Raw genomic sequence first — 21,601 nt, forward strand, 5'->3', positions numbered from 1 at the left:
CCCCTCCGCGCAGGGGGCGCCCTTTCGACGCCGGGGTGACTCACGCCGGCGGGACGGGGCACGGGCCGCACTTTCCGACGCCGCGAGCCGCAGCCGACCAAGGGTCGCGGGGCTGTGTCCGATCTGCGGCTCCGCCGTGTGGGCGCGAGGAGTCACGACGCACCGGCGCCCGCCGCAAGCACCCGCACCCCCGCTTCAGAAGGCGCCCCGCGAAACCGACGGAGTCACTTCGCCCGGTCGAAGTCCACCGCGCTGTACGCCCGCAGCTTGCTCAGCCGGTGCTCGGAGTCGATCCGCCGCACCGTGCCCGACTTGGACCGCATCACGATCGAGTCGGTCGTGGCGGTCTCGGACCGGTACCGCACTCCCCGCAGCAGCTCACCGTCGGTGATGCCGGTGGCGACGAAGAAGACGTTGTCCCCGGCGACCAGGTCGTCCGTGGTCAGCACGCGGTCCAGGTCGTGCCCGGCGTCGATCGCGCGCTGCCGCTCCTCGTTGTCCTTCGGCCACAGCTTGCCCTGGATGGTGCCGCCCAGGCACTTCACGGCACAGGCCGAGATGATGCCCTCCGGCGTGCCGCCGACGCCGAGCAGCAGGTCGATGCCGGTGCCCTCGCGCAGCGCCAGGATGGAGCCGGCCACGTCGCCGTCGGAGATCAGCTTGATGCGGGCGCCGGTCTCCCGGACCTCCTTGATGAGGCTCTGGTGCCGGGGCCGGTCGAGGATGACGACGGTGACGTCCTCGGGGGTGCGCCGCTTGGCCTTGGCGATCCGGCGGATGTTCACGGACACGGGCGCGTTGATGTCGACGAAGTCGGCGGCCTCCGGCCCGGTGACCAGCTTGTCCATGTAGAAGACCGCGGACGGGTCGAACATGGAGCCCCGCTCGGCGGCGGCCAGCACCGCGATGGCGTTGGTCATGCCGTTGGCGGTCAGCGTGGTGCCGTCGATCGGGTCGACGGCGATGTCGACCTCGGCCCCGGTCCCGTCGCCGACCCGCTCCCCGTTGAAGAGCATCGGGGCCTCGTCCTTCTCGCCCTCGCCGATGACGACGACGCCGTTCATCGAGACGGTGTGGACGAGGGTCCGCATGGCGCGCACCGCGGCGCCGTCGGCGCCGTTCTTGTCGCCGCGCCCGACCCACCGGCCGGCGGCCATCGCCGCGGCTTCGGTGACCCGCACGAGTTCCATGGCGAGGTTGCGGTCGGGGGCCTCTGAGGGGACGTCCAGTTCGGACGGCAGATGATGCTCGGTCATCGGAGCGCACCTTTCTGATACGACGACGGCCGGATGAGGGTATGAGCCGCACTCTATCGTCAGTCCGACAAAATGAGCAGGGGACCCCACGTATGAGCGGCTCAGGCACCTGCGACGATAGGGGGCGTGGCAGGTATGCAAGGCAAGCAGAAGTCGGCCCGGGACATGATCCTCTCCCTCGGGCTCATCGTGCTCGCGGCGGGCGTGATCTGGATCTTCATTCCGCACGACGACGGCGAGCCTCCCGTCAAGCGGGTGGACTACCGGGTCGAGCTGCTCACCGCGCAGCGTGCGGCGTCGTATCCGGTGGCGGCGCCGGAGGGCCTCTCCAAGGACTGGAAGCCGACCTCCGTCCGCTTCCGGGGTGACGAGTTCGAGGCATGGCACCTGGGCTTCCGCGCACCGGACGGCGAGTACGTGGCGGTCGAGCAGTCCACGCAGAAGCCGTCCACGTTCATCGACGACGCCAGCCAGGGAGCACGGGAGACCGAGGCGACTCAGGAGATCGGCGGCCGGACGTGGACCCGGTACACGGGCGGCCGGTACGACGCGCTGGTGCTGCACGACGCGGACGGGATGAAGGGCGCGACGACGGTTGTGGCGGGCACGGGCTCGTTCGACCAGCTGGGCAGGATGGCGGCGGCGCTGAAGCTGACGTGAGCGTCCGCCGCATGCGGACGACGTGACGAAGCCCCCGGCGAGGCGCCGGGGGCTTCGTCACGTCATCGGGGTGGCGCGGCTCAGACCGTGGTGACGACCTGGTCGTACGCCAGGCGCGGGGAGCGCGGGAACCAGGCGTCCGGGCCCGGACGGCCGATGTTGACGACCATCAGCGGGGTGTGGTCGTCGTCCAGGAACTCCTTGCGGACACCCTCGAAGTCGAGGCCGGTCATCGGGCCGGCGGCGAGACCCGCGGCGCGGACGCCGACGATGAAGTACGCGGCCTGAAGGGCGGCGTTCAGCGTGGCGGCACCCTCGCGCACCGGGCGCTCGCTGAAGAAGGCGTCCTTGGCCTGCGGGAAGTGCGGGAAGAGCTCGGGCAGCTCCTCGTGGAACTCGTTGTCCGCCGACAGGATCGCGACCAGCGGGGCGGCCGCGGTCTTGGGCTGGTTGCCCTCGGCCATGTGCCGGACGAGACGCTCGCGGGCCTCGGGGGAGCGAACCAGAGTGATGCGCAGAGGCGACTGGTTGAAGGCGGTCGGGCCGTACTTGACCAGGTCGTAGATCGCCTGCACCTGCTCGTCGGTCACCGGCTCGTCGGTGAAGGTGTTCGCGGTGCGGGCCTCGCGGAACAACAGGTCCTGGGCGGCGGGGTCAAGAACGAGAGACATACGTGATCTTCCTTGGGGTGTGCGTCGGCGCTCCGCGCGATCGACGGGGGAGCCGTTGACGCGTACGACGCTACGGCAAGGAAGTTCAAGCTTCAACCAAAACGCGAACGCGGTGATCCGCTTCACACGGCCGCTGGAGTGAAGAGGGCCCGGGTGCCGCGGCGCTCAGGCGTGGTGGATCGGCCGCGACACGGCCCACCTCACCGGGCGCGGGCCGGGACGTGCCCGTACCGGCCCCGGCCGCCGACTCGAACCCGCGACCACCCACAGCGTGAGCCTCTCCGTGACACCGGAGGCGGTACGCGCGGCCGTCGACGGCAGCCACCGGCTGACCCTGCGAGCGGACTGGAGGAACCCGGCGGAGGAAGCGGCCGGCTTCGTCCTCGGCACCGGCGTCGCGGGCGACTCCGGACCGGACACGTCGTGGTCCCGTTTCACCGCCCTGAAGGTTCGGTGACGCGGATCACACCGGCTGGGCGATCACTTCTCCCGTAACTCACGGTCGTACAGAGCAGTACACGCCACTCGCACCACGACCACTCGCACCCAGGGAGCACAACGGACATGACCGCCACCGTGAAGGGCCCCGCCTCCTACTTCCCGTCGATAGAGAGGAAGTACGGCCGCCCGGTCGCGGAGTGGAAGGAGCTGATCCGCTCCTCGCCGCTCACCAAGCACATGGAGCTCGTCGCCTGGCTGAAGACCGAGCACGGACTGGGCCACGGACACGCCAACGCGCTCGTCGCGCACACCCTGGCCGAGGACAGCGGGAAGTAGCCCGCCCGTCCCCGCGCGGGCGGGGCCAGGGGGTGACGATTGGAACTTGCCGGGGTCGCGGGGGCTGGCACGCACATCTGCGGCGTTGCCGTTGGTTGCCAGGGCTCCGCCCTGTCGCCCTCCTCCGCCTCGCAGCCCCACGCACCGGACCCGCTCGGGTCGGGCACAAGACACCATTGCCCGGAGCCCGCTGATCCGAACGCCCCCTAGCTAGCCGTCCTCGTCCTCCGCCCCGGCCTCCTCGGCCAGCGCCGCGTCGAGGCGGGCCCGGGCGCCGTCCAGCCAGCGGCGGCAGACCTTCGCCAGCTCCTCGCCCCGCTCCCACAGGGCGAGGGACTCCTCCAGCGTCGTACCGCCGGCCTCCAGCCGCCGTACGACCTCGATCAGCTCGTCCCTCGCCTGCTCGTACCCGAGCGCCTCGGACACGGCCGTCGGCTGCTCCACCTCGCTGGTCATCCACCCACCCTATGCGTCGACTCGTACGGAGAAATCGCCCTCGGAGACGCGTGCGCGCAGCGTCTCACCCGGCTCCACCTCACCCGGGTCACGGACGGCGTGGCCGTCGGCCCGCTGCAGCACGGCGTACCCGCGCTTCAGGGTCGCGGCGGGGGAGAGGGCCACCACGCGCGCGTGCGTGTGCGTCAGCTCGGAGTCGGCCCGGTCGAGGTGGTGCCGCAGCGTGCGGCGGCCCCGCTCCAGCAGGGCCGTCACCTGCTCGGCCCGCTCGTCGATCATCCGATGCGGATCCTGTATCGACGGCCGGGCCAGCGCGTGGGCCAGCCCGCGCTCCTCGCGGTCGACGTAGGCGGCCACGCAGCGGCGCGCGCGGTCCCGGAGCTGGCGCACCCGCTCGTACTCCTCGCCGACGTCCGGCACGACCTTCTTCGCGGCGTCGGTCGGCGTGGAGGCGCGCAGGTCGGCGACATGGTCGAGGAGCGGATTGTCCGGCTCGTGGCCGATCGCCGAGACGACCGGCGTACGGCAGGCGGCGACCGCCCGGACCAGCTGCTCGTCGGAGAACGGCAGCAGATCCTCCACGCTGCCGCCACCCCGCGCGACGACGATCACGTCCACGTCGTCCATCGCGTCCAGCTCCTTCACCGCCTGCACCACCTGCGGCACGGCGTGCACGCCCTGCACGGGGACGTTGCGCACCTCGAAGCGGACGGCGGGCCAGCGGTGCCGGGCGTTCTCCAGGACGTCCCGCTCGGCCGCCGACGCCCGCCCGCACACCAGGCCGATCAGCTGCGGCAGGAACGGCAGCGGCTTCTTCCGCTCCGGCGCGAACAGTCCCTCGCGCGCGAGTGCCTTCTTCAGCTGCTCCAGGCGCGCGAGCAGCTCCCCGACACCCACCGGCTTGATCTCGGCGGCCCGCAGCGACAGCTGCCCGCGCGGCGCGTACCACTCCGGCTTGGCGTGCACGACGACGCGCGCGCCCTCGCCCACCACGTCCGCCACCGCGTCGAAGACCTGCCGGTAGCAGGTCAGGCTCACGGAGATGTCGTACGACGGGTCGCGCAGCGTCAGGAACACGACACCCGCACCCGGCCGCCGCGACAACTGCGTGATCTGACCCTCGACCCACACCGCGCCGAGCCGGTCGATCCAGCCCCCGATCAGCCGGGACACCTCACCCACGGGCAGCGGGGCTTCGGGAGTCGAGTTAACAGCCATGCGCCCGAGCGTAACGGCCGGGTGTGACAACCCACCCGCCACGCGGCGCCCGTCGCCGGGTCCGGCCCACCCGCCTCACGCTCCCACCGAGCGCCTCCCGCGCGCCTGCACCGCCAGGACCACCAACCCCACCACCAGCCAGATCGCCCCGACCACCTGCGCGGTCCGCGACGCCTCCACGATCACCGCGATGGTGATCGCCGCACCCAGCGCCGGAATCAGCGCGTGGCGCCACCAGCTCACCGTGTCACCGAGGCGCCGGACGACGAACCAGCCCACCACGCTCGCGTGGAGCAGCGTGAACGCGGTCAGCGCGCCGACGTCGACCACCGAGACCAGATGGTCGAGACCGTCGTCCCGGCGCGCCGCCCACACCGCCGCCACCATGGTGATCACGGCGGAGACCAGCAGCGCCACGCGCGGCACCCCGGAGTCCGTCCGCGACAGCACCTTCGGCAGCCGCCGGTCGCGGCCCATCGCGAACAGCAGCCGCCCGGCCGCCGCCTGCCCGGCCAGCGCCGCGAACGCCGCGCCGATCGCCTTGCTCACCGCCACCAGGTCGTGCAGCCACGTTCCGACCGACGCGTCCACGGCGTCGTAGAACGCCGAGCCCTGCCGTTCCGGCTCCGCCGCGAGCCGGGCGGAGGACACCGGCTCCAGCAGCGCCACCAGATACGTCTGAGCCACGAACAGCACGCCCGCCAGCGCCAGGCAGAACAGCAGCGCACGCGCGACCTTCGCCGAGCCGCCGGTGACCTCCTCCGCGAAGGTCGCGATCGCGTCGAAACCCAGGTACGACAGCACCGCGACCGACACCGCGCCGACCACCGCCGACAGTGCGAACGCCCCCTGCGTGCCGTCCCCGCTCAGCGGCGACAGCCAGCCGCGCTCGGCCCCGTCGCGCGCGAGGACGACGATCGCCGCCACCACGAACACCAGCAGCACCACGATCTCCATGGCGAGCACCAGGAAACCCACCCGGGCCGCCGCGCGCACCCCCCACAGGTTCAGCAGCGTCGTGACGACCACCGCGATCGCCGTCCACACCCACCGCGACACCTCCGGAACCAGCGCCTCCATCGCGATGCCGGAGAAGAGATACGCCACCGCCGGGATGAGGACGTAGTCCAGCATCGCCATCCAGCCGGCGACGAAACCGGCCCCGTTGCCGAGCCCCGCGCGCGCGTACGCGAAAACCGACCCCGCCTGGGGGACCACCCGCACCATCTGCGCGTAGCTGAACGCGGTGAACGCCATCGCGATCGTGGCGACGACGTACACCAGAGCCACCGCGCCGTGCGACTTGGCGTCCAGCGTGCCGAACACGCCGACCGGCGCCATCGGCGCGATGAACAGGAGCCCGTAGACGACCAGGTCCCTGAAGCTCAGGCTGCGCTTCAGTTGGTGTTCCCCACCGGCCCCCTGGGCCGCCGTACCGGTCTCGGACATCGTGCCTCCGCCAGCGCATCGGACTGTGCCTCGGAACGTTCCCGTCAGCGTCCCCTTCAACGTCCCCGTCAGTCTCCCGGGCGACGTCGTACCCACGCGATCTTTGACCCGCCGAACGCGGCCTTACGATGGGTGCCATGACTGCTTCGCCTGGCCGCCGTGTCCTGCTCGCCGCCCCCCGTGGCTACTGCGCGGGTGTGGACCGCGCCGTGATCGCCGTCGAGAAAGCCCTGGAGCAGTACGGAGCTCCCGTCTACGTCCGGCACGAGATCGTCCACAACAAGTACGTCGTCCAGACCCTGGAGAAGAAGGGCGCCATCTTCGTCGAGCAGACGGAGGAGGTCCCCGAGGGGAACATCGTCATGTTCTCCGCGCACGGCGTGGCCCCCGTCGTCCACGAGGAGGCCGAACGCGGCAAGCTCGCCACCATCGACGCCACCTGCCCGCTCGTCACCAAGGTCCACAAGGAAGCCGTCCGCTTCGCGAGCGACGACTACGACATCCTCCTGATCGGCCACGAGGGCCACGAGGAGGTCATCGGCACCTCCGGCGAGGCCCCCGACCACATCCAGCTCGTCGACGGCCCCGAGGACGTCGCGAAGGTCGAGGTCCGCGACCCGTCCAAGGTCGTCTGGCTCTCCCAGACCACCCTCTCCGTCGACGAGACCATGGAGACCGTCGACGCGCTCAAGGACAAGTTCCCGCAGCTCATCTCCCCGCCGAGCGACGACATCTGCTACGCCACGCAGAACCGCCAGCTCGCCGTGAAGCAGATGGGCGCCGAGGCCGAGCTGGTGATCGTGGTCGGCTCGCGCAACTCCTCCAACTCCAAGCGGCTCGTCGAGGTCGCCAAGCAGGCCGGCTCCCGGGAGGCGTACCTGGTGGACTTCGCCGACGAGATCGACGAGTCCTGGCTGGAGGGCGTCACCACGGTCGGCGTCACCTCCGGCGCCTCCGTCCCGGACGTGCTGGTCGAGCAGGTCCTGGAGTGGCTGTCGCAGCGCGGCTTCGAGGACGTGGAGATCGTCAAGGCCGCCGAGGAGTCGATCATCTTCTCGCTGCCCAAGGAGCTCCGCCGCGACCTGCGCGAGGAGGCGGCGTCCCTGGTGGCGGATCGGGGCGGCTCGGGTACGGCCGGGGCGTGACCGTCAGTCGTCCGTCGTAACGTGGTGCCATGCAGATCTTCGGCGTGGACATCGGCGGATCCGGGATCAAGGGCGCCCCTGTGGACCTCGACAGGGGCGACCTGGCCCAGGAGCGCTGCAAGGTACTGACCCCGCAACCGGCGACCCCCGACGGCGTGGCCGACGGGGTGAAGCAGGTCGTCGAGCACTTCGGCTGGACCGGACCGGTCGGACTCACCTTCCCGGGCGTGGTCACGGGCGGCGCGATGGTCCGCACGGCGGCCAACGTCGACAAGAGCTGGGTCGACACCGACGCGCGGGCCCTGTTCAGCGAGCGGCTCGGCGGGCTCGACGTGACGGTCGTCAACGACGCGGACGCGGCGGGCGTCGCCGAGATGCGCTTCGGCGCCGGCCGCGACCGGAAGGGCACGGTCGTCCTGCTCACCTTCGGCACCGGCATCGGCAGCGCCGTCTTCACCGACGGCGTCCTCGTCCCGAACAGCGAGCTGGGCCACCTGGAGCTGGACGGCCACGACGCGGAGAAGCGCGCCTCCAGCAAGGCCAAGGAGGACCACGACCTGTCCTGGGAGCACTGGGCCCACCGGGTGCAGCGCTATCTCGCCCACGTCGAGATGCTGTTCTCACCCGAACTGTTCGTCATCGGCGGCGGGGTCAGCCGCAAGGCGCACAAGTTCCTGCACTACATCGAGGGCGTCCAGGCCGAGATCGTCCCCGCGCAGCTCCAGAACAACGCGGGGATCGTGGGGGCGGCGATGCGGGCGGCGGAGGGAGACGGCCGGCCGGTCGTGGGCTGAGGCCGTGGGTCGCGGGGCTGAGCTTCTGTCGCGCGGGTGAAGCTGTCGGTCGCGGGCTGAGCCTGCCGGTCTCGGGCTGAGCCCCGGTCGTGGGCTGAAGCTGTCGGCTTCGGGCTGAGCCTGCCGGTCTCGGGCTGACTCTCGGTGGTGGGTTGAAGCTGTCGGTCGCGGGCTGAGTCCCGGCCGCGGGCTGAACCCGCGGGGCTCGGCTGAGTTCCGGCCACGGGGTGAACCTGCCGGTCTCGGCTGAGCCCCGGTCACGGGCCGAACCTGCCGTCACGCGGCCGTACGCTCCCGGACGGCGGCCCGCCGGCGCCGCAGCAGCCGGATCCTCCGGACGATCACGGTCGACGCCGCGACCAGCGTCCCGCCGTACAGCCAGCCCGCCTCGGTGGCCAGGGCGGTGACGAGCCCCATCAGCCGCGCCCCTACCCCGTTGCCGCTCTCGGCGACGGTCACCAGGCCCACGGCGAAGGCGATCGGCACGACGACGGGGGCGGTCAGCAGATCGCCCCTGCGCACCCAGAGCGCGGTGAGCAGGCACACCGGCAGGAACAGCACGCCGTACACCGTCAGGGACGCGCCGAAGAGCAACTGGTCGAGGAAGCCGAGCACCAGCATCACCGCCGCGCAGAACAGGCCGCTGCCCAGCCCGGTCAGCCGCGGGTTGGGCATCCCGCGCAGGGCACGCAGCGCCCGCACCACCGGCGGACCGGACCGCGCCACCGGCGCACCGGAGCGCACCGGCGGCCGTCCCGTGGCCGGCCTGCGCGGAGCGCCGCCCGCACCCGGTCCGACCGGGCGCGCGACGGCCCGCCCGACCGCGGCGCCGCCCGCTCCCCGCCCCTGCGGGGGCAGCGGCGCCCGGCCCCGTCGCGGTCCGTACTGCGCAGGTCGCGTCCTGTGTTGCTCCACTGGACCAACTTAGGTCGGTTTATGTGCCGAATAGCCCGACAGACACGCCGTCGGTCCGAGCCCGGCCAAGCGTTCGACGCCGCGCGGGTCCGGTACCGGCCACCCCGTAGACTGGTGGATCGGCCCTGCCTGGCCCGCCCCACCCCTCCGCATCCTCACGTACGGGAAGTCGCAACGTGTCGCTCACGATCGGAATCGTCGGTCTGCCCAATGTCGGCAAGTCGACCCTGTTCAACGCCCTGACCAAGAACGACGTGCTGGCGGCCAACTACCCGTTCGCCACGATCGAGCCCAACGTCGGCGTCGTGGGCGTGCCGGACCCCCGCCTGACCAAACTGGCCGAGATCTTCTCCTCGGACAAGGTTCTCCCGGCGACGGTCGACTTCGTCGACATCGCGGGCATCGTGCGGGGCGCGAGCGAGGGCGAGGGCCTGGGCAACAAGTTCCTCGCCAACATCCGCGAGTCCGACGCGATCTGCCAGGTCATCCGCGCCTTCAAGGACGAGAACGTCGTCCACGTCGACGGCAAGGTCTCGCCCAAGGACGACATCGAGACGATCAACACCGAGCTGATCCTCGCCGACCTCCAGACCATCGAGAAGGTCCTCCCGCGCCTCCAGAAGGAGTCCCGGATCAAGAAGGACGTGGCGCCCAAGGTGAAGGCGGTCGAGGAGGCCAAGGAGATCCTGGAGAAGGGCGACACGCTCTTCGCCCACGGCATCCTCCAGGGCAGCGAGCGCGCCGAGCTCCTCCACGACCTGCACCTCCTCACCACCAAGCCCTTCCTCTACGTCTTCAACGTCGACGAGGACGAGCTGACCGACGAGGACTTCAAGAACGAGCAGCGCGCCCTGGTCGCCCCCGCCGAGGCGATCTTCCTCAACGCCAAGCTGGAGGCGGACCTCGCCGAGCTGGACGAGGACGAGGCCTTGGAGCTCCTCCAGTCCGTCGGCCAGGAGGAACCCGGCCTCGCCACCCTCGCCCACGTCGGCTTCCGCACCCTCGGCCTGCAGACCTACCTGACCGCCGGCCCCAAGGAATCCCGCGCCTGGACCATCAACAAGGGCGCCACCGCCCCCGAGGCCGCCGGTGTCATCCACACCGACTTCCAGAAGGGCTTCATCAAGGCCGAGGTCATCTCGTTCGACGACCTGGTGACCACCGGCTCGGTCGCCGAGGCCCGCGCCAAGGGCAAGGCGCGCATGGAGGGCAAGGACTACGTGATGCAGGACGGGGACGTGGTGGAGTTCCGCTTCAACGTCTAATACGTTCGGCGAAAGGCCGTCTGACCTGCGGCGGAGCGGGTCGGGCGGCCTTTGCGGTCCGCACAGAGTCCGCAGCGTGCTGACTTCGGTCAGCGCGTGGGGGAGCAGCTACGCCGCTTCGCCGACCTGTGGCCGGGCGTCAGTGGACTGGTCCGCGTACGCCTTGTCGACCGCCGCCCGGGTCCGCTCCTCGGAGTCGGGCCACAGGTGGGTGTAGATGTTCAGCGTCATGGGAGACCGTCGGCCACAACCCCCGACGCCTCCTGACCGAAGTGGGCGCCCAGCGAGAACTCGCCAGCGCCGAGCACCCCGCCGAGTCCTCAACTGGCGCATCGCCAGTCAGCTGAACCGGCGTACGCAAGCAGCTCGCAGCCGAAGCACCACCAGCGGAACATCGTCCAGGCCCGCCACGCCACACCATCCGGCCCACCAGCGGCTACGAGTCCCGAAGAGCGCAGTCGACACCGCTGACCCCGGTCAGATGCCCTCGCCACACGTCGTGGTGGGGGCATCGGGTCGGGTTCAACGGCAGAGCTTCACGATGGTGTCGTCGAAGTCGGGAAACTCTCGTGTGGCCTGCGCGATGATTGCCGCTGCCGACGCGCGGCGGTCCGGAGCGAATTGCTCCGCGATGGCCGCCAGGTCGCGATTGATCTGGGGAGCCCAATCGGGCTCGGGCTCGTATGAGGCGGCTGCTTCCCACGGGCCGAAGCCGTCAGCCAGCAGCCACAGGAAGGCGCCCAGGTCGCGAGCGACGACGCCGGTCTCTCCTTCGGAGCCCAGAAAGACAACGGGCTGCTCTGCCAGTCCCTGACCTTGGCGAATCAGCCAGAACGCCGCGTTCCCGCCGCTGCCGTCCTGGCCGAATACGCGGAAATCGTCGCCGTTCAGCTCGCCGTTGCCTGTCCACGCGCGGAACCACTCGGTGGTCTCATCGGCGGTCAGAAAGGACTCGTAGGGTTCGAAGTCGACACCGTCCTCGCCAATGCACTCGACCCGGACTGCCATGGCGGCGGCAAGCGCGGCGGGGAAGTGGCGATCTCCGTTCGCGGTCATGCGAAGAGAGTAGCGATCGGCTTGGTCTTGGCAGCATCGCCTCCGGCTGCCAGAGCCTTCTCTCCCTGGGCGTCACTTCCTCGCGTTCTTTGCCATCGCCGCATCCTTCATCGATATCGCCGTCGCAGCAGATGAGCTGGACGGGCCGCGCGCAGATGCTGACCATGCCGGCGTTGTCAGCGGCAGCCCATAGGGTGCGCCCAACATCTCGAAGGAGGAACTGTCGTGGGGTTCTCGGGCCACCTTGTCTTTGCTCGCAGTAACTACCCTCTGCTGGACGCTCCCGTGTTCGACAGACTCGACGAAGAGGTCAAGGCCACCGTGCACACATGGGAGTCACGGCCGGGCGGCTGGCAGACACTCCAATTCGATTACGGGACGTGGGATGACGCGGACCTGCCCGCCCTGACTGAGTGGAGCAGGGCACCGGCCTGCGTCGCCGACATCTCCGACAGTTCCCTCGCCCTCGTGACCGGGCTGGGCACCATCGGACAGCGCTGGCAGGCATGGCTCAACCTGGACACCGCCGCCAGGCTCCTGGTCAACGAGCCCGTAGACCTCGATGATCAACTCCTTTGGCTGGACACGCCAGAGTTCCACGATGCCGTCAGACATAAGCGCGCGGAGCTCGAAGCGGATATCCCCACCGACGCCGCGGGCGCCGTTGCCTGGGCCGCAACCGCCGGCATCCCGGTCACGCCACAGACAGACAGAATCGAAGAGCTGCTGCGCTCACACGAGACCTTCGCAGAAGACCTCTTCGGCACGCTACTCGACCAGTTGGGCTTCCTCCCGGCCGCTCAGCCCCCACCTGGGCCATAAGAGCGACGCCCAAAACACGCTGAGCGTACTCAGCCGTGCGACCAAGTTCGCTGCCATCCCGTTCAGAATCTGAACGGCTCCCATACAGGCAGGGCCCACAGCCACCCATGCCCTCGTTGCCACGAGCAGCGAGCGCATCAGTCGTCAGGCGGCGCGGGCTGTGCGTAACTGCGCGACCCACCTCGTGACTTCGGTCAGGTGCTTGGGCTGTAGACCGAGGTGCGGGTCGGGCTGAATGAGGAGCGTTGGCGTTCCCTTGGCGGTGCGCTCCGCCGCCCAGGCGAGGTCAAGACCGGTGAAGTCGTCGTCGATCCAGACGACGGGTACGTCAGCCCGCCAGGCGTCGACGTGGTCGCGCTTCCAGAGGTAGCCGTTGGGGTGGCTGGTGGTGATCTGCGGACGCGGCAGGTCGACGTGCGGCAGGTCCGGGAGGCCCAGGAGCGGGCCGATGAGGGTGGTGGCGTCCTGCCGCCAGCTGGTGCACCAGACGGGGGTGACCAGGCCGGTGCGGATCACGTCCATGAGCATGGGGCCGTGGGCAGGGTCAAGCCAGACGGTGACCGGGTTGTCGGCGCTCCGGCCGGTGGGGACGACGTCGTGGCGGGCGTGGGTGGCCGGGGTCGAGCCGTCCGCGTTGGGGAAAGGTATGAGGACGCCGTCGATGTCGAGGAGCAGGTAGGGCGGGCGCATCGGTCCTCCATGGGCTGGATGAACGCGGCTGTCAGAGCTTGCGGGCGCGGATCAGCAGGGTGGTGGGCCAGTGGCCCATGCGGGGGTCGTGGAACTCCTGGGCTGAGGTGAGCCAGAAGCCCGCCTGGCTAAGGTGCTTCTCCCAGCGGACGGTGTCGAACTCCCAGCGGGCGATGGGGAGCCGGGTGCGGTCGGGAAGGGTGACGAAGTCGCGGCGGGGCCGGTCGTCACCGGAGGGGCTGCGGCCGCCGCGCTGCGGGTGCGGAACGGAGAAGGCGAGCACCCGGCCGGGCATGAGGCGCTGGGCGATGGCCGGCAGCAGGAGCTCGGGGGCGACAAGGCCGACGGCGCCGAAGACGGAGTAGACCGCATCGAACTGCTCGTCGGAGGCTTGCAGGTAGTGCAGCGCGTGGCCGGCCACGAAGGTGAGGTTGTTCAGCCGTCCGTAGTGGGAGCGGGCGCGGCGGACCTGGAGGCCGACCAGGTCGACGCCGGTGACGTGGGCACCGTGTCGGATGGCGAGGTGGGCGGCGTTGTGGCCGGGGCCGCAGCCGAGTTCCAGGAGCCGCTTGCCGCGCAGGTCAGGCCCGAGGGTCTCCGCTCCAGACCCTTGGCCGGGTCTCGTGGTCCACTCCATCCGGGCGGGTACAGAGAGAGGTTCGGCGAGTCCAGCGGCGGTGCGCTGAACGGCGTGGGCGTGCCATGGGGATGCCTGGGCGAGCACGTCAGATCTCCAGGAGGTGGAGGACGTCGGTGAGGTGGCGGCGGACGGCCTTCGTGTAGGCGGGATCGGTGGCCGGGTCGTTGATCCAACGGATGGACTGCTCCATGAACCACTCGACGGCCCACATGCGGTGCCAGCCCAGGGCCCAGTTCTCGGCGGTGAGCCCACCGCGCGGGGTGAGGGCGTCGGGGGCGCCGCCGGCAGTGACGTACTGCTCCAAGAGGACGCGCAGGCGCACGGGGTGCGGGGGCTCGATGCTGCCGTGCCAGCTGGCGAGGTCGAGCAGGCCGGGCCCGGTAAAGGCGCGGGCGAAGTCGAGCAGCCGCCAGCCGCGCTCGCCGATGTGGAGGCTGGTGGGGTGGAATTCGGAGTGGACCCAGCCGAACGGTTCCAGCGTCGCTCCGGCCGAGCGGGCCTCGGCGGCCTGGGCGATCCGGTCGAGCGCGTCCTCGACGTCGTCGGCGTCCTGCCACCGGTCGGCCTTGCGCAGCCGTTCGAGGTGTTCCAGCGCCCGGGCCGGAAGTGCGCGCAGGCGCTCCTGGCCGAGGACGGGCAAGGGCGGAGCCGTACGGGTGCCGTGCAGAAGTACGGCCGCGGCGACGCCGTCGAGGTCGTCGGCCTCGCGGACGAACGGTCCGAGGTCCGCCAGGAGCATGCCGAGCCAGCCGTCCAGGACGGCGGAGGCGTGGACCTGGGGGACGGGAACTCCGAGGGTGTGGGCCAGGCGGAGGGCCTGGTCCTCGCAGTCGAACGGCTTCTTGGCGTACTTGAAGATGGCGGTGGAGCCGTCCGGGAAGGCCACGCGCTCGACGCCGGACATCGACCACACGCGTACCTCCTCCCGTACGGCGGTGGTCTGGCCGGCCACGGTGAGCAGGTTGTCGAGGAGTTCGGCGCTGGGGTTCGTGGTCACGGGAGTGCTCCGGGGATGGGTGGTAGCGTCCGGGGCGGGCGACAGATGCCCGTCCGCCCCGGAGCCTGATCGGGTGGGTTACGCGGCGGGGTTCACGCGGTGGGCGTAGACCTGCTCGATCCAGCCCGCCTTGAACGCGGCGAGGTCGTCGCGGAAGTTCGCCATCGAGGCACCGTAGGGCGCGATCACGCCGCCGGACTGGTCCGGCACGGACTGGCAGCCGTGCACGAGCCGGCCGCCGAGCGCGGCGTGGGCCTTGATGGACTCGATCCGGCGGTGCTCGTTGAACCAGCCGCCGTGGTAGACCTCGTCGAGCATCCCGCCCATCTCGTCGTCCAGGTCGAAGACGACGGACGTGGCGGCGGGGAAGAACCAGCACGGGCCGACGTTGGAGATGTGCCCGTCGAGCTCGACCTTGTTGAGCGCCATGAGAGTGGCCGCCTCGCGGAGCATCCGCAGGTGCTCGGCGGTGATCTGCGGGAGGCCGAGGCCGGCCAGGTGCTCGTCGCGGAAGAGGTAGGCGTACACCTCGTACGCGGTGGCCAGGACGCGGGCCGCGTCGGAGGTGGACTCACCGTGGTGCTTGATGAAGTCGAGCGCGAGTTGCTCGACCGCGCTCTCGGTCGTCTCGTCCAGCTCCAGGAGCTGGGACTTGACCAGCTCCCAGTCGGCGACGAGCCACGTGCTCGACTCGAAGCGGAAGAAGTACTCGGCCGGGTCGATGGTGATGCGCCGGCCGTCGACCTGGATGCCGGGTAGGCGGCTCCAGCGCGGGTCGAACGCCTCGGGCAGCTCGACCGTGATGGCCGTGGTGTCGATGGTGGTCACCGTGTCTCCGTCTCTGATTGGCCGGGTTCGGGCACAGGAATGCCCGAGCCTGGTGTGGGCGTACAGAACTTCGGGGTGCCGCCCGAACCAAGGGGGGAGCCTGGATCACGGTCGTGCCGTTCCGGGTGGCTGCTGATAAGTGAACCGTTGGTCACGCTGAGTGGGTACGGTGGAAGGCAGTTGAAGCGGTATACGCGGTTTACAGCTCCAGAGCGGAGGCGATCGTGGCGGCGCAGAGAGACCCCAACTCCCGTCTGCGCGACGTCATCGCGGCGGTCGACTGTACCTACGAGGCCCTCGCCCGAGACGTGCGGCGCATCGCCGCCGAGAACGGCGAGATCCTCCAGACCAACAAGTCGGCCATCTCGCACTGGGTGAACGGCACCCGCACCCCGTCGGGCCGGGTAGGTCAATACCTGGCCGAGGCACTGTCCCGCCGAGCGGGGCGCACGGTCACCCGTACCGAGATCGGCTTCCAGGCCGGTGATGACGAAGAGCCGGCGGAATCCGACCCCGTCCTCGCGGCTACCGACCTGGGCCGTGCCGACGTCGAGCGCCGTCGCTTCCTCGCCATCGCGGCCTTCACCACCGCCGGCGTCGCCATGCCGCTCGGTTACGACCACGCGGCCACCGCCCGCATGCTCCGCGCCCGCACCGGCACGTCCCTGGTCGGCACGGAGGACGTGGACGTCGTACGCCAGATCACCACGGCCTTCAGCGCCGCCGACGAGCGCCTCGGCGGCGGGCACGGCCTGACCACCGTCACCGCGTACCTCGCCGACACCGCCGCCCCGATGCTCCGCGGACGCTTCCCCAGCGAAGCCTTACGCCGGGCCGCCTTCGGTGCCGTCGCCGAACTCGCCTACCTCGCAGGGTGGAAGCACCACGACCTCGGCCAGGAAGGCGCCGCCCAGCGCTACTACCAGGTCGGCTACAAGCTCGCCTGCGAAGCCGACCCCCACGGCCACGCCGCCTGGATGATGCGCGCCCTCGCCCACCAAGCCCTGAGCCTCAAGCAGCCCCACCACTGCGTAGACCTCGTCGAAGGCGCCCTACGCACGGGTCTCGGCCACGTCGACGGCCAGACCGAAGCTCTCCTCCACATCACTCACGCCCGCGCCTACGCCGCAACCGACGAGAACCCGTCGGCCGCACGCGCGCTGCTCGCCGCCGAGGACGCCCTCCTCCGCGACGACGGCACCCAGCCCAGCTACTCCCGCGTCAGCGGCCCCGCCGTCGGCACCGTGGCCAGCCACACCGCCCGCACCCTGACCGACCTCGCCGACCACATCGGCACCGAACAACAGCACCGCGACGCCCTCACCCGCTGGGACCCCGAGAAGTACAAGCGCGTCCACGCCCTCACCCACGCCGACCTCGGCGACAGCCTCGCCGCCCAGGCCCGCGCCGACGAGGCCGTCGCCGCCTGGACCCAGGCCCTGGTCCTGATGGACGGCATGACCTCCGATCGGACCCGGAAGGCGATCACCTCAATCCGCTCCACGCTCGCGGTCTACCAGCGCCGCAAAGTGCCGGGCGCCGCCGATCTCGCCCGCCGCGCCCGCGAGGCCCTCGCCTAACATGCCCAACAACCCGTCCGACGAAGGGAACACCGTGGCCCAGCAGACCGACGATCAGCCGAAGGCCCTGAAGCCGGCGCTCGAATCCATGACCCTGCTGGTCGCCGCCGTCATCGTCCATGACAAGGCCACCAACCGCGTGGTCCTCCTCCAACGTAGCGAGAACGCCAAGTTCGCCCAGGGCATGTGGGACCTCCCCGTCGGCAAGAGCGAGCCGGGCGAACCCATCACGGAGACCGCAGTCCGCGAGCTCTACGAGGAGACGGGCCTCATCGTGAGGCCCGAGTCCCTCAAGGTCGCCCACATCATCCACGGCGCCTGGGGCGTCGAAGCCCCCAACGGCTTCCTCACCGTCGTCTTCGCCGCCCACGAATGGACCGGCGAACCCGAGAACCGCGAACCCCGCAAGCACTCCCAGGTCCGCTGGGTAGACGCCAACGCCATCCCCGAAGCCTTCGTCGACACCACCGCCAGCGCCCTCCACCAATACCTGAATGATGGCTTGGAGGTCTCGCTGGACGGCTGGTCGGCAGCGTGAGCATCACGCTGCTCCACCTTATATCCAAGGACCCGCACTTTTCGCCTGCGCCCGCTGCGAGCGAGGCTGCGCAAGCCCGGCTACGACAACTGGTTCCTGAGGCGTTGGGCGGTTACGACGTCTGGGACATCCCCTGCACAGCCTTCATCGATCCCGGGGAGAACTGGTGTGGTCTCCGGTGCCCCGTATGCGGCTCCGACATCGAAACTGGTGGGGCGACGCGATGGACACAGCGGCCCTTCCGGACGGCTATTTCGACGCGCTTGCCGTGACGATGCCCTGTTGCTCTGCCCAGACGGACTTGAACGCCCTCGACTACGTCGAGGCTGCGGGTTTCGCCAGGTACAGCCTCGTCACCACAGACCCAGAATGCGAGCTGCCGCTATCGCCGGCCAGCGTCCAGGCGCTGGAGGACCTCCTGGGCACGGACCTGCGACAGGTCATCGCCCGGTACTGACGTCAAGCGCTGGCTTCGCTATGCCGGGCTGCTCGGAAACAGAAGCTCGTACGGCAGGTGATCGTCGTCCGGTACGCGAGGTATGTAGTCCGGGGCCGTGCGCGCGGCCACAGCCAGCAGGCGAGCGGCAGCCTCCTCCTCGGTGAGGGAGGCAAGCCCGAGGGCGTGCAGAGGGCGGTCGCGCTCGGCGTCGAAGCCCGGGTGGTCGGCCCGAAGGTCCGAACCGAGCTCGCTGATCGCGAAGCCCTTCGCCAGGTCGCGCCAGAAGGGCAGTACGGCGATGAGCGTGATCGCCTCGACGAGGTCGGCGCCGATCAATGTGGCCTGGCCCTCCGATTCGGCGTACAGGACGGGCCTCTCCTCGGTCTCCTCCCCGCACAGGTAGTACGTGCCGCCGGCGCCGCAGCCGGCTATCGGGTGTAGGGGGATCCTGGTAGGAAGAGCAAGTTGCTCGATGGGATCCCGGCGCTCGACGTCGAAATCGCCAGGCCAGGCGAGCGCGGTAGCAAGGGAAGGCTCCTGCTCGATCCTGCGGAGTAGATCGTCTGATGCGGTCATGGGACGGAACGTAACAGCGCCCTCGGACGTCTGGTGCGGCTGGCCTGCTGATCGACGCTAAAGCGGTGCTGTCAGTAGGGCGTGGCACAGTTCGGCCATGAGCTACGACCTGGCGGTGTGGGAAGGCAACAAGCCCGCTGACGATGTGATCGCGGGCGAGGTCCTCACTCAGTTGTACGACCGCTACATCGACACGGAGGAAGAGTTTCCGCCGTCACCGCGTATCGCGGAGTACGTTGCTGGGCTCTTGGCGCGATGGGTGGATCTCACGGAGGACAAGGAGGACACCTCCCCCTGGTCGACGGGGCCGTTGATCGGCGAGGCGTCCGGGCCGTTCATCTACTTCCCGATGCGATACAGCATGGCCGAGGAGGCTTCGGCCTACGCAGCCGATCTCGCGGCATCGATGGGGCTCGTTTGCTATGACCCGCAGGCTCGGCTGCTGCGGCCGTGACCGCCATCGGACCGAGGGCGGGTGCAGTCCGGCACGGCCTTCTTGTGCGCAGGTAGCGTGACCGGCATGTCCGAGGAGTTGCCCGGTTTTCCCTACCACCCCGACCCCTTGGCGACCGGGGCGGTCGTTGAGTCCAGCACGACGTGCCTTTGCTGCGGGAGAGTGCGGGGGTTCATTTACACGGGCCCGGTGTACGCGGTCGAGGAACTTTCCAACCTGCTGTGCCCGTGGTGCATCGCGGATGGCAGCGCAGCTGCGAAGTACGACGCGCACTTCATCGGTGACCCGATCGGTGACGATGTCCCGCTTGAGGTCGTGATGTCCGTCGATGTATGTACGCCGGGCTTCTCCTCCTGGCAGGACCCGCAGTGGTTCTTCCACTGCGGTGATGGTGCGGCGTTCCTGGGGGCGGTCGGGATGGCCGAGCTGGCCATGTTCCCGGATGCCCTGCAGGCGCTGCGCAGCGAGGTTGGCGCGTGGGGGTGGTCTGCCGAGGCGATGGAGAGCTATCTGGGTGCTCTGGACAAGGACAGTCAGCCCACGGGCTACCTCTTCATGTGCCGCACGTGCGGCCGACACATGGCGTACGCGGACTTCACGTAGCCGCAGTCAGGCGGCTGCTACGGCCGGGTCCACCCGTTGGCGAACTCGCAGTGGAGGTCCGTCCAGCGGCGCTGTTCGGCGGGGGTGTGGTTGGGGTAGCCGAGGCGTCCCACGCCCTTGACCCACTCGTCCCAGAGGCCGTCGGGCTCCGTGAAGCGGTCGGCGTGGTGGGTTCCGAGGCGGGCGTCGAGGCGGAGGAGGGTGCCCAGGGCGGCGGGCTGATCGTAGTGGAGGTCGGTGCGGGGGAGGTAGTGGTCGAGGTAGGCGGTGAGGATCTCGGCGTCGGCGTGGGTGCCGAGGCGGGCCAGGGCGAAGCAGTAGGCGCTGCCGGAGTAGCAGACCTCGCTGGCCAGGAGCAGGTCGCCGATGCGTGTCCGGAATCGTTCGCGGCGGTCGACGCCGATCAGCCAGGCGGCGGTGAGGCGCGAGCGCCATTCGTAGCCGAGGAGGGCTTCCAGTTCCTCGTCGTTGATCGCGGCGGCGTCGTCGAGTAGGTGTCGGGTGAAGCGTGTGGTGTGCCACCACCGGGGGCTCAGGTACCGCCCGCCGTTCAGTACGAGGTAGCGCGGGAGGCCCCCGTACGTCCTCGTCACGTAGCTCTTGACCACATGGCCGTAGCCGATCTCCTCGGGGTGCTGGGACGGCATCGGTCATCTCTCCGGGTGCAGGTCGGTACGGTCGATCCAGGTGGGGGCGACGAAGATGTTGTCGCCGGCGGGGGCTTCGGAGGCTTCCAGTAGGGACCAGGTGCGGGACTCATCGACCAGGTGCTCCCAGGGCGCGGTCCAGTCGAGTTCCCAGTCCAGGCCGGGGCCGGAAACGCCGTACGTGCGGCCGGCGTCCACCCGCCAGAACTGGGAGTAGAGGATCACTTGGGCGTGGTCGGCCAGGTCATTGATGATCTCGGCGAAGTGGGCCGAGGGCCAGCCCGGGGCGTCGTCCTCAGCGGTGGCTCGTAGGCGCGCGGTGAGCGGTGGGACCACGGGGGTGCGTGCGCCGAGTTCGGTCAGGGCCCAGCGGATGCCGACGGACTCGGTCCAGTCCGGTGGGGTCGCCCGTTCCAAGCAGGCGCGGTAGGCGCGGCGCAGGGGCTCGATGGCCCCGTCGATCTCCAGGCTCGCCAGACCCATGGCCACCCATTCGCGGACGGTCGGGTTGTCGCTGTCCAGCAGGCCGATGAGAGCGGGGCCGCAACGGGGATCGCCTACCTCCTCGAAGACCTCGATGGCGGTCAGCTGACCGAAGCCGCCGAGGGAAGGCAGGCCGTCGATGACGGCGGGTATGGCGTCGGCGCCGATCCAGATCAGCTCCGCACGGGCGTCGTAGGACTCGTCGGCCTTGCCGTCGAGCTGCTGGATGAGTGTCTCGATGTGGGAGGTCATGACGCGGAGTGGTCCCGGCGCCAGAAAGTGGGCAGCCACCAGCAGAGCACCGAGCGGTCGGCGGGCCACGGGGCGCGGTCCTCGGCCGCCCAGTCCTCGAAGGAGTCGCGCGTCAGGTCGATGGGGCGCCAGGCGGGGTCGCGCGGTTCGTCCTCGGCCGGCGGGCGGACGTACCGAAGGCCGTGCTGGTCGCAGGCGCCGAAGTCCTGGTAGTTGCGCTGGGCCTCGATCAGGGAGACCTTGTTTGCCCCGCCGGCCATGGTGGGCCAGCGGAACTGGACCCCGTCGTCCTCCCAGAAGCAGACGGGGCAGATCTCGTACGAGCCGGGCATCGCGTCCAGCACGCGGTGCCCGCAGCACGGGCAGGGGTGGGAGTCGCTCACCTGCGCA

Annotated in this window: 28 protein-coding genes and 1 pseudogene; 13 read left to right on the forward strand and 16 right to left on the reverse strand. The window is 70.1% G+C overall.

The genetic code is table 11. The features are described from left to right. Positions 1 to 224: 224 nt before the first annotated feature. A complete protein-coding gene (gene glpX / locus EBH09_RS23925) occupies positions 225 to 1,256 on the reverse strand; it encodes a class II fructose-bisphosphatase (RefSeq protein WP_121748989.1) in 1,032 nt (343 codons plus the stop codon). 126 nt (positions 1,257 to 1,382) lie between these two features. Here glpX and EBH09_RS23930 point away from each other — a divergent pair, with 126 nt between their 5' ends. Then, positions 1,383 to 1,916, forward strand: a complete 534-nt coding sequence (locus tag EBH09_RS23930; protein WP_193776495.1) for a DUF4245 domain-containing protein — start codon at positions 1,383 to 1,385, stop codon at positions 1,914 to 1,916. An 80-nt stretch (positions 1,917 to 1,996) separates the two neighbouring features. Here the strand turns inward: EBH09_RS23930 and EBH09_RS23935 are convergent, their stop codons facing one another. After that, positions 1,997 to 2,587 carry a malonic semialdehyde reductase gene (locus EBH09_RS23935; RefSeq protein ID WP_121748991.1) on the reverse strand — a complete coding sequence of 197 codons (591 nt, stop codon included), beginning with the start codon at positions 2,585 to 2,587 and terminating at the stop codon, positions 1,997 to 1,999. Between the two features lie 271 nt (positions 2,588 to 2,858). Between EBH09_RS23935 and EBH09_RS37535 the strand changes: the two genes are divergently transcribed. Together EBH09_RS37535 and EBH09_RS23940 are read left to right on the forward strand one after the other, a co-directional pair. Then, positions 2,859 to 3,044, forward strand: a complete 186-nt coding sequence (locus tag EBH09_RS37535; protein WP_153182704.1) for a hypothetical protein — start codon at positions 2,859 to 2,861, stop codon at positions 3,042 to 3,044. Positions 3,045 to 3,151: 107 nt separating this feature from the next. Beyond that, the gene (locus EBH09_RS23940) at positions 3,152 to 3,364 is read left to right on the forward strand and encodes a DUF4287 domain-containing protein (protein WP_121748992.1); all 213 of its coding nucleotides are present in this window, start codon (positions 3,152 to 3,154) and stop codon (positions 3,362 to 3,364) included. Between the two features lie 210 nt (positions 3,365 to 3,574). On the opposite strand, the gene EBH09_RS23945 is transcribed toward EBH09_RS23940, so the two are convergent. From EBH09_RS23945 to EBH09_RS23955, 3 genes are all read right to left on the reverse strand, one after another. After that, on the reverse strand, positions 3,575 to 3,820 hold the full coding sequence (locus tag EBH09_RS23945) for an exodeoxyribonuclease VII small subunit (RefSeq protein ID WP_121748993.1): 246 nt from the start codon (positions 3,818 to 3,820) through the stop codon (positions 3,575 to 3,577). 9 nt (positions 3,821 to 3,829) lie between these two features. Further along, the gene (gene xseA / locus EBH09_RS23950; RefSeq protein ID WP_121748994.1) at positions 3,830 to 5,038 is read right to left on the reverse strand and encodes an exodeoxyribonuclease VII large subunit; all 1,209 of its coding nucleotides are present in this window, start codon (positions 5,036 to 5,038) and stop codon (positions 3,830 to 3,832) included. A gap of 75 nt (positions 5,039 to 5,113) precedes the next feature. Continuing rightward, complete coding sequence (locus EBH09_RS23955; protein ID WP_121748995.1) at positions 5,114 to 6,487, reverse strand: APC family permease; 1,374 nt, start codon at positions 6,485 to 6,487, stop codon at positions 5,114 to 5,116. A 128-nt stretch (positions 6,488 to 6,615) separates the two neighbouring features. Here EBH09_RS23955 and EBH09_RS23960 point away from each other — a divergent pair, with 128 nt between their 5' ends. After that, the gene (locus tag EBH09_RS23960) at positions 6,616 to 7,632 is read left to right on the forward strand and encodes a 4-hydroxy-3-methylbut-2-enyl diphosphate reductase (protein ID WP_121748996.1); all 1,017 of its coding nucleotides are present in this window, start codon (positions 6,616 to 6,618) and stop codon (positions 7,630 to 7,632) included. Positions 7,633 to 7,661: 29 nt separating this feature from the next. Continuing rightward, complete coding sequence (locus EBH09_RS23965; RefSeq protein WP_121748997.1) at positions 7,662 to 8,426, forward strand: polyphosphate--glucose phosphotransferase; 765 nt, start codon at positions 7,662 to 7,664, stop codon at positions 8,424 to 8,426. A 276-nt stretch (positions 8,427 to 8,702) separates the two neighbouring features. Here EBH09_RS23965 and EBH09_RS23970 read toward each other — a convergent pair whose 3' ends face one another. Further along, positions 8,703 to 9,341, reverse strand: coding sequence for a DUF6542 domain-containing protein (locus EBH09_RS23970; protein ID WP_121748998.1), 639 nt, complete (start codon positions 9,339 to 9,341; stop codon positions 8,703 to 8,705). Between the two features lie 176 nt (positions 9,342 to 9,517). Here EBH09_RS23970 and ychF point away from each other — a divergent pair, with 176 nt between their 5' ends. Then, positions 9,518 to 10,606, forward strand: a complete 1,089-nt coding sequence (ychF, locus tag EBH09_RS23975; protein WP_121748999.1) for a redox-regulated ATPase YchF — start codon at positions 9,518 to 9,520, stop codon at positions 10,604 to 10,606. A 108-nt stretch (positions 10,607 to 10,714) separates the two neighbouring features. Here the strand turns inward: ychF and EBH09_RS39830 are convergent, their stop codons facing one another. Then, positions 10,715 to 10,837, reverse strand: coding sequence for a hypothetical protein (locus EBH09_RS39830; protein ID WP_274595147.1), 123 nt, complete (start codon positions 10,835 to 10,837; stop codon positions 10,715 to 10,717). Between the two features lie 2 nt (positions 10,838 to 10,839). On the opposite strand from EBH09_RS39830, the pseudogene EBH09_RS39195 reads away from it, so the two are divergent. Beyond that, a pseudogene (locus EBH09_RS39195) lies at positions 10,840 to 11,077 on the forward strand (mobilization protein); the annotation flags it as partial. A 51-nt stretch (positions 11,078 to 11,128) separates the two neighbouring features. Here the strand turns inward: EBH09_RS39195 and EBH09_RS23990 are convergent. Then, complete coding sequence (locus tag EBH09_RS23990) at positions 11,129 to 11,662, reverse strand: SMI1/KNR4 family protein (protein WP_121749000.1); 534 nt, start codon at positions 11,660 to 11,662, stop codon at positions 11,129 to 11,131. A 225-nt stretch (positions 11,663 to 11,887) separates the two neighbouring features. Between EBH09_RS23990 and EBH09_RS23995 the strand changes: the two genes are divergently transcribed. After that, positions 11,888 to 12,484, forward strand: coding sequence for a hypothetical protein (locus EBH09_RS23995; RefSeq protein ID WP_238697427.1), 597 nt, complete (start codon positions 11,888 to 11,890; stop codon positions 12,482 to 12,484). A gap of 144 nt (positions 12,485 to 12,628) precedes the next feature. On the opposite strand, the gene EBH09_RS24000 is transcribed toward EBH09_RS23995, so the two are convergent. The 4 genes from EBH09_RS24000 to EBH09_RS24015 form a co-directional block, all read right to left on the reverse strand. Beyond that, complete coding sequence (locus EBH09_RS24000; RefSeq protein ID WP_121749001.1) at positions 12,629 to 13,174, reverse strand: HAD domain-containing protein; 546 nt, start codon at positions 13,172 to 13,174, stop codon at positions 12,629 to 12,631. Positions 13,175 to 13,205: 31 nt separating this feature from the next. Beyond that, positions 13,206 to 13,898 carry a class I SAM-dependent methyltransferase gene (locus EBH09_RS24005; protein WP_121749002.1) on the reverse strand — a complete coding sequence of 231 codons (693 nt, stop codon included), beginning with the start codon at positions 13,896 to 13,898 and terminating at the stop codon, positions 13,206 to 13,208. A gap of 1 nt (position 13,899) precedes the next feature. Next, positions 13,900 to 14,811 carry a phosphotransferase gene (locus EBH09_RS24010; protein WP_121749003.1) on the reverse strand — a complete coding sequence of 304 codons (912 nt, stop codon included), beginning with the start codon at positions 14,809 to 14,811 and terminating at the stop codon, positions 13,900 to 13,902. 78 nt (positions 14,812 to 14,889) lie between these two features. After that, complete coding sequence (locus EBH09_RS24015; protein ID WP_121749004.1) at positions 14,890 to 15,639, reverse strand: hypothetical protein; 750 nt, start codon at positions 15,637 to 15,639, stop codon at positions 14,890 to 14,892. 224 nt (positions 15,640 to 15,863) lie between these two features. On the opposite strand from EBH09_RS24015, the gene EBH09_RS24020 reads away from it, so the two are divergent. From EBH09_RS24020 to EBH09_RS24030, 3 genes are all read left to right on the forward strand, one after another. Beyond that, the gene (locus tag EBH09_RS24020) at positions 15,864 to 17,219 is read left to right on the forward strand and encodes a tetratricopeptide repeat protein (RefSeq protein ID WP_121749005.1); all 1,356 of its coding nucleotides are present in this window, start codon (positions 15,864 to 15,866) and stop codon (positions 17,217 to 17,219) included. Position 17,220: 1 nt separating this feature from the next. Next, the gene (locus EBH09_RS24025) at positions 17,221 to 17,757 is read left to right on the forward strand and encodes an NUDIX domain-containing protein (RefSeq protein WP_121749006.1); all 537 of its coding nucleotides are present in this window, start codon (positions 17,221 to 17,223) and stop codon (positions 17,755 to 17,757) included. 223 nt (positions 17,758 to 17,980) lie between these two features. Beyond that, a complete protein-coding gene (locus EBH09_RS24030) occupies positions 17,981 to 18,214 on the forward strand; it encodes a hypothetical protein (RefSeq protein WP_121749007.1) in 234 nt (77 codons plus the stop codon). Between the two features lie 18 nt (positions 18,215 to 18,232). Here the strand turns inward: EBH09_RS24030 and EBH09_RS24035 are convergent, their stop codons facing one another. Further along, positions 18,233 to 18,772, reverse strand: a complete 540-nt coding sequence (locus EBH09_RS24035) for a hypothetical protein (RefSeq protein WP_121749008.1) — start codon at positions 18,770 to 18,772, stop codon at positions 18,233 to 18,235. 97 nt (positions 18,773 to 18,869) lie between these two features. Between EBH09_RS24035 and EBH09_RS24040 the strand changes: the two genes are divergently transcribed. Both EBH09_RS24040 and EBH09_RS24045 read left to right on the forward strand, forming a co-directional pair. Then, positions 18,870 to 19,226 (forward strand): hypothetical protein, encoded by a 357-nt coding sequence (locus EBH09_RS24040; protein ID WP_121749009.1) that lies wholly within the window; start codon positions 18,870 to 18,872, stop codon positions 19,224 to 19,226. Between the two features lie 66 nt (positions 19,227 to 19,292). After that, on the forward strand, positions 19,293 to 19,829 hold the full coding sequence (locus EBH09_RS24045; protein ID WP_121749523.1) for a CbrC family protein: 537 nt from the start codon (positions 19,293 to 19,295) through the stop codon (positions 19,827 to 19,829). Positions 19,830 to 19,846: 17 nt separating this feature from the next. Here EBH09_RS24045 and EBH09_RS24050 read toward each other — a convergent pair whose 3' ends face one another. Genes EBH09_RS24050 through EBH09_RS24060 form a run of 3 tightly spaced genes read right to left on the reverse strand, consistent with a single transcriptional unit; the run spans position 19,847 to position 21,594 of the window. After that, positions 19,847 to 20,476 (reverse strand): DUF6000 family protein, encoded by a 630-nt coding sequence (locus EBH09_RS24050; protein ID WP_121749010.1) that lies wholly within the window; start codon positions 20,474 to 20,476, stop codon positions 19,847 to 19,849. A 3-nt stretch (positions 20,477 to 20,479) separates the two neighbouring features. Continuing rightward, positions 20,480 to 21,211 (reverse strand): HEAT repeat domain-containing protein, encoded by a 732-nt coding sequence (locus EBH09_RS24055; protein ID WP_121749011.1) that lies wholly within the window; start codon positions 21,209 to 21,211, stop codon positions 20,480 to 20,482. Continuing rightward, positions 21,208 to 21,594 (reverse strand): CPCC family cysteine-rich protein, encoded by a 387-nt coding sequence (locus tag EBH09_RS24060; protein ID WP_121749012.1) that lies wholly within the window; start codon positions 21,592 to 21,594, stop codon positions 21,208 to 21,210. The genes EBH09_RS24055 and EBH09_RS24060 overlap by 4 nt, the downstream gene beginning before the upstream one ends. Positions 21,595 to 21,601: the final 7 nt, after the last annotated feature.

The organism is Streptomyces sp. E2N166, from assembly GCF_003671715.1.
Classification (GTDB): domain Bacteria; phylum Actinomycetota; class Actinomycetes; order Streptomycetales; family Streptomycetaceae; genus Streptomyces; species Streptomyces thinghirensis.

Bases quoted from the DNA above. Each gene is read 5' to 3' on its own strand.
- EBH09_RS24055 (WP_121749011.1), bottom strand. From the start codon at position 21,211: ATGACCTCCCACATCGAGACACTCATCCAGCAGCTCGACGGCAAGGCC.
- EBH09_RS23945 (WP_121748993.1), bottom strand. From the start codon at position 3,820: ATGACCAGCGAGGTGGAGCAGCCGACGGCCGTGTCCGAGGCGCTCGGG.
- EBH09_RS24025 (WP_121749006.1), top strand. From the start codon at position 17,221: ATGCCCAACAACCCGTCCGACGAAGGGAACACCGTGGCCCAGCAGACC.
- glpX (WP_121748989.1), bottom strand. From the start codon at position 1,256: ATGACCGAGCATCATCTGCCGTCCGAACTGGACGTCCCCTCAGAGGCC.
- EBH09_RS24000 (WP_121749001.1), bottom strand. From the start codon at position 13,174: ATGCGCCCGCCCTACCTGCTCCTCGACATCGACGGCGTCCTCATACCT.
- EBH09_RS24035 (WP_121749008.1), bottom strand. From the start codon at position 18,772: ATGACCGCATCAGACGATCTACTCCGCAGGATCGAGCAGGAGCCTTCC.
- EBH09_RS24045 (WP_121749523.1), top strand. From the start codon at position 19,293: ATGTCCGAGGAGTTGCCCGGTTTTCCCTACCACCCCGACCCCTTGGCG.
- EBH09_RS23940 (WP_121748992.1), top strand. From the start codon at position 3,152: ATGACCGCCACCGTGAAGGGCCCCGCCTCCTACTTCCCGTCGATAGAG.
- EBH09_RS23990 (WP_121749000.1), bottom strand. From the start codon at position 11,662: ATGACCGCGAACGGAGATCGCCACTTCCCCGCCGCGCTTGCCGCCGCC.
- EBH09_RS23960 (WP_121748996.1), top strand. From the start codon at position 6,616: ATGGGTGCCATGACTGCTTCGCCTGGCCGCCGTGTCCTGCTCGCCGCC.
- EBH09_RS24030 (WP_121749007.1), top strand. From the start codon at position 17,981: ATGGACACAGCGGCCCTTCCGGACGGCTATTTCGACGCGCTTGCCGTG.
- EBH09_RS39830 (WP_274595147.1), bottom strand. From the start codon at position 10,837: ATGACGCTGAACATCTACACCCACCTGTGGCCCGACTCCGAGGAGCGG.
- EBH09_RS23965 (WP_121748997.1), top strand. From the start codon at position 7,662: ATGCAGATCTTCGGCGTGGACATCGGCGGATCCGGGATCAAGGGCGCC.
- EBH09_RS24050 (WP_121749010.1), bottom strand. From the start codon at position 20,476: ATGCCGTCCCAGCACCCCGAGGAGATCGGCTACGGCCATGTGGTCAAG.
- EBH09_RS23935 (WP_121748991.1), bottom strand. From the start codon at position 2,587: ATGTCTCTCGTTCTTGACCCCGCCGCCCAGGACCTGTTGTTCCGCGAG.
- EBH09_RS23955 (WP_121748995.1), bottom strand. From the start codon at position 6,487: ATGTCCGAGACCGGTACGGCGGCCCAGGGGGCCGGTGGGGAACACCAA.
- xseA (WP_121748994.1), bottom strand. From the start codon at position 5,038: ATGGCTGTTAACTCGACTCCCGAAGCCCCGCTGCCCGTGGGTGAGGTG.
- EBH09_RS24040 (WP_121749009.1), top strand. From the start codon at position 18,870: ATGAGCTACGACCTGGCGGTGTGGGAAGGCAACAAGCCCGCTGACGAT.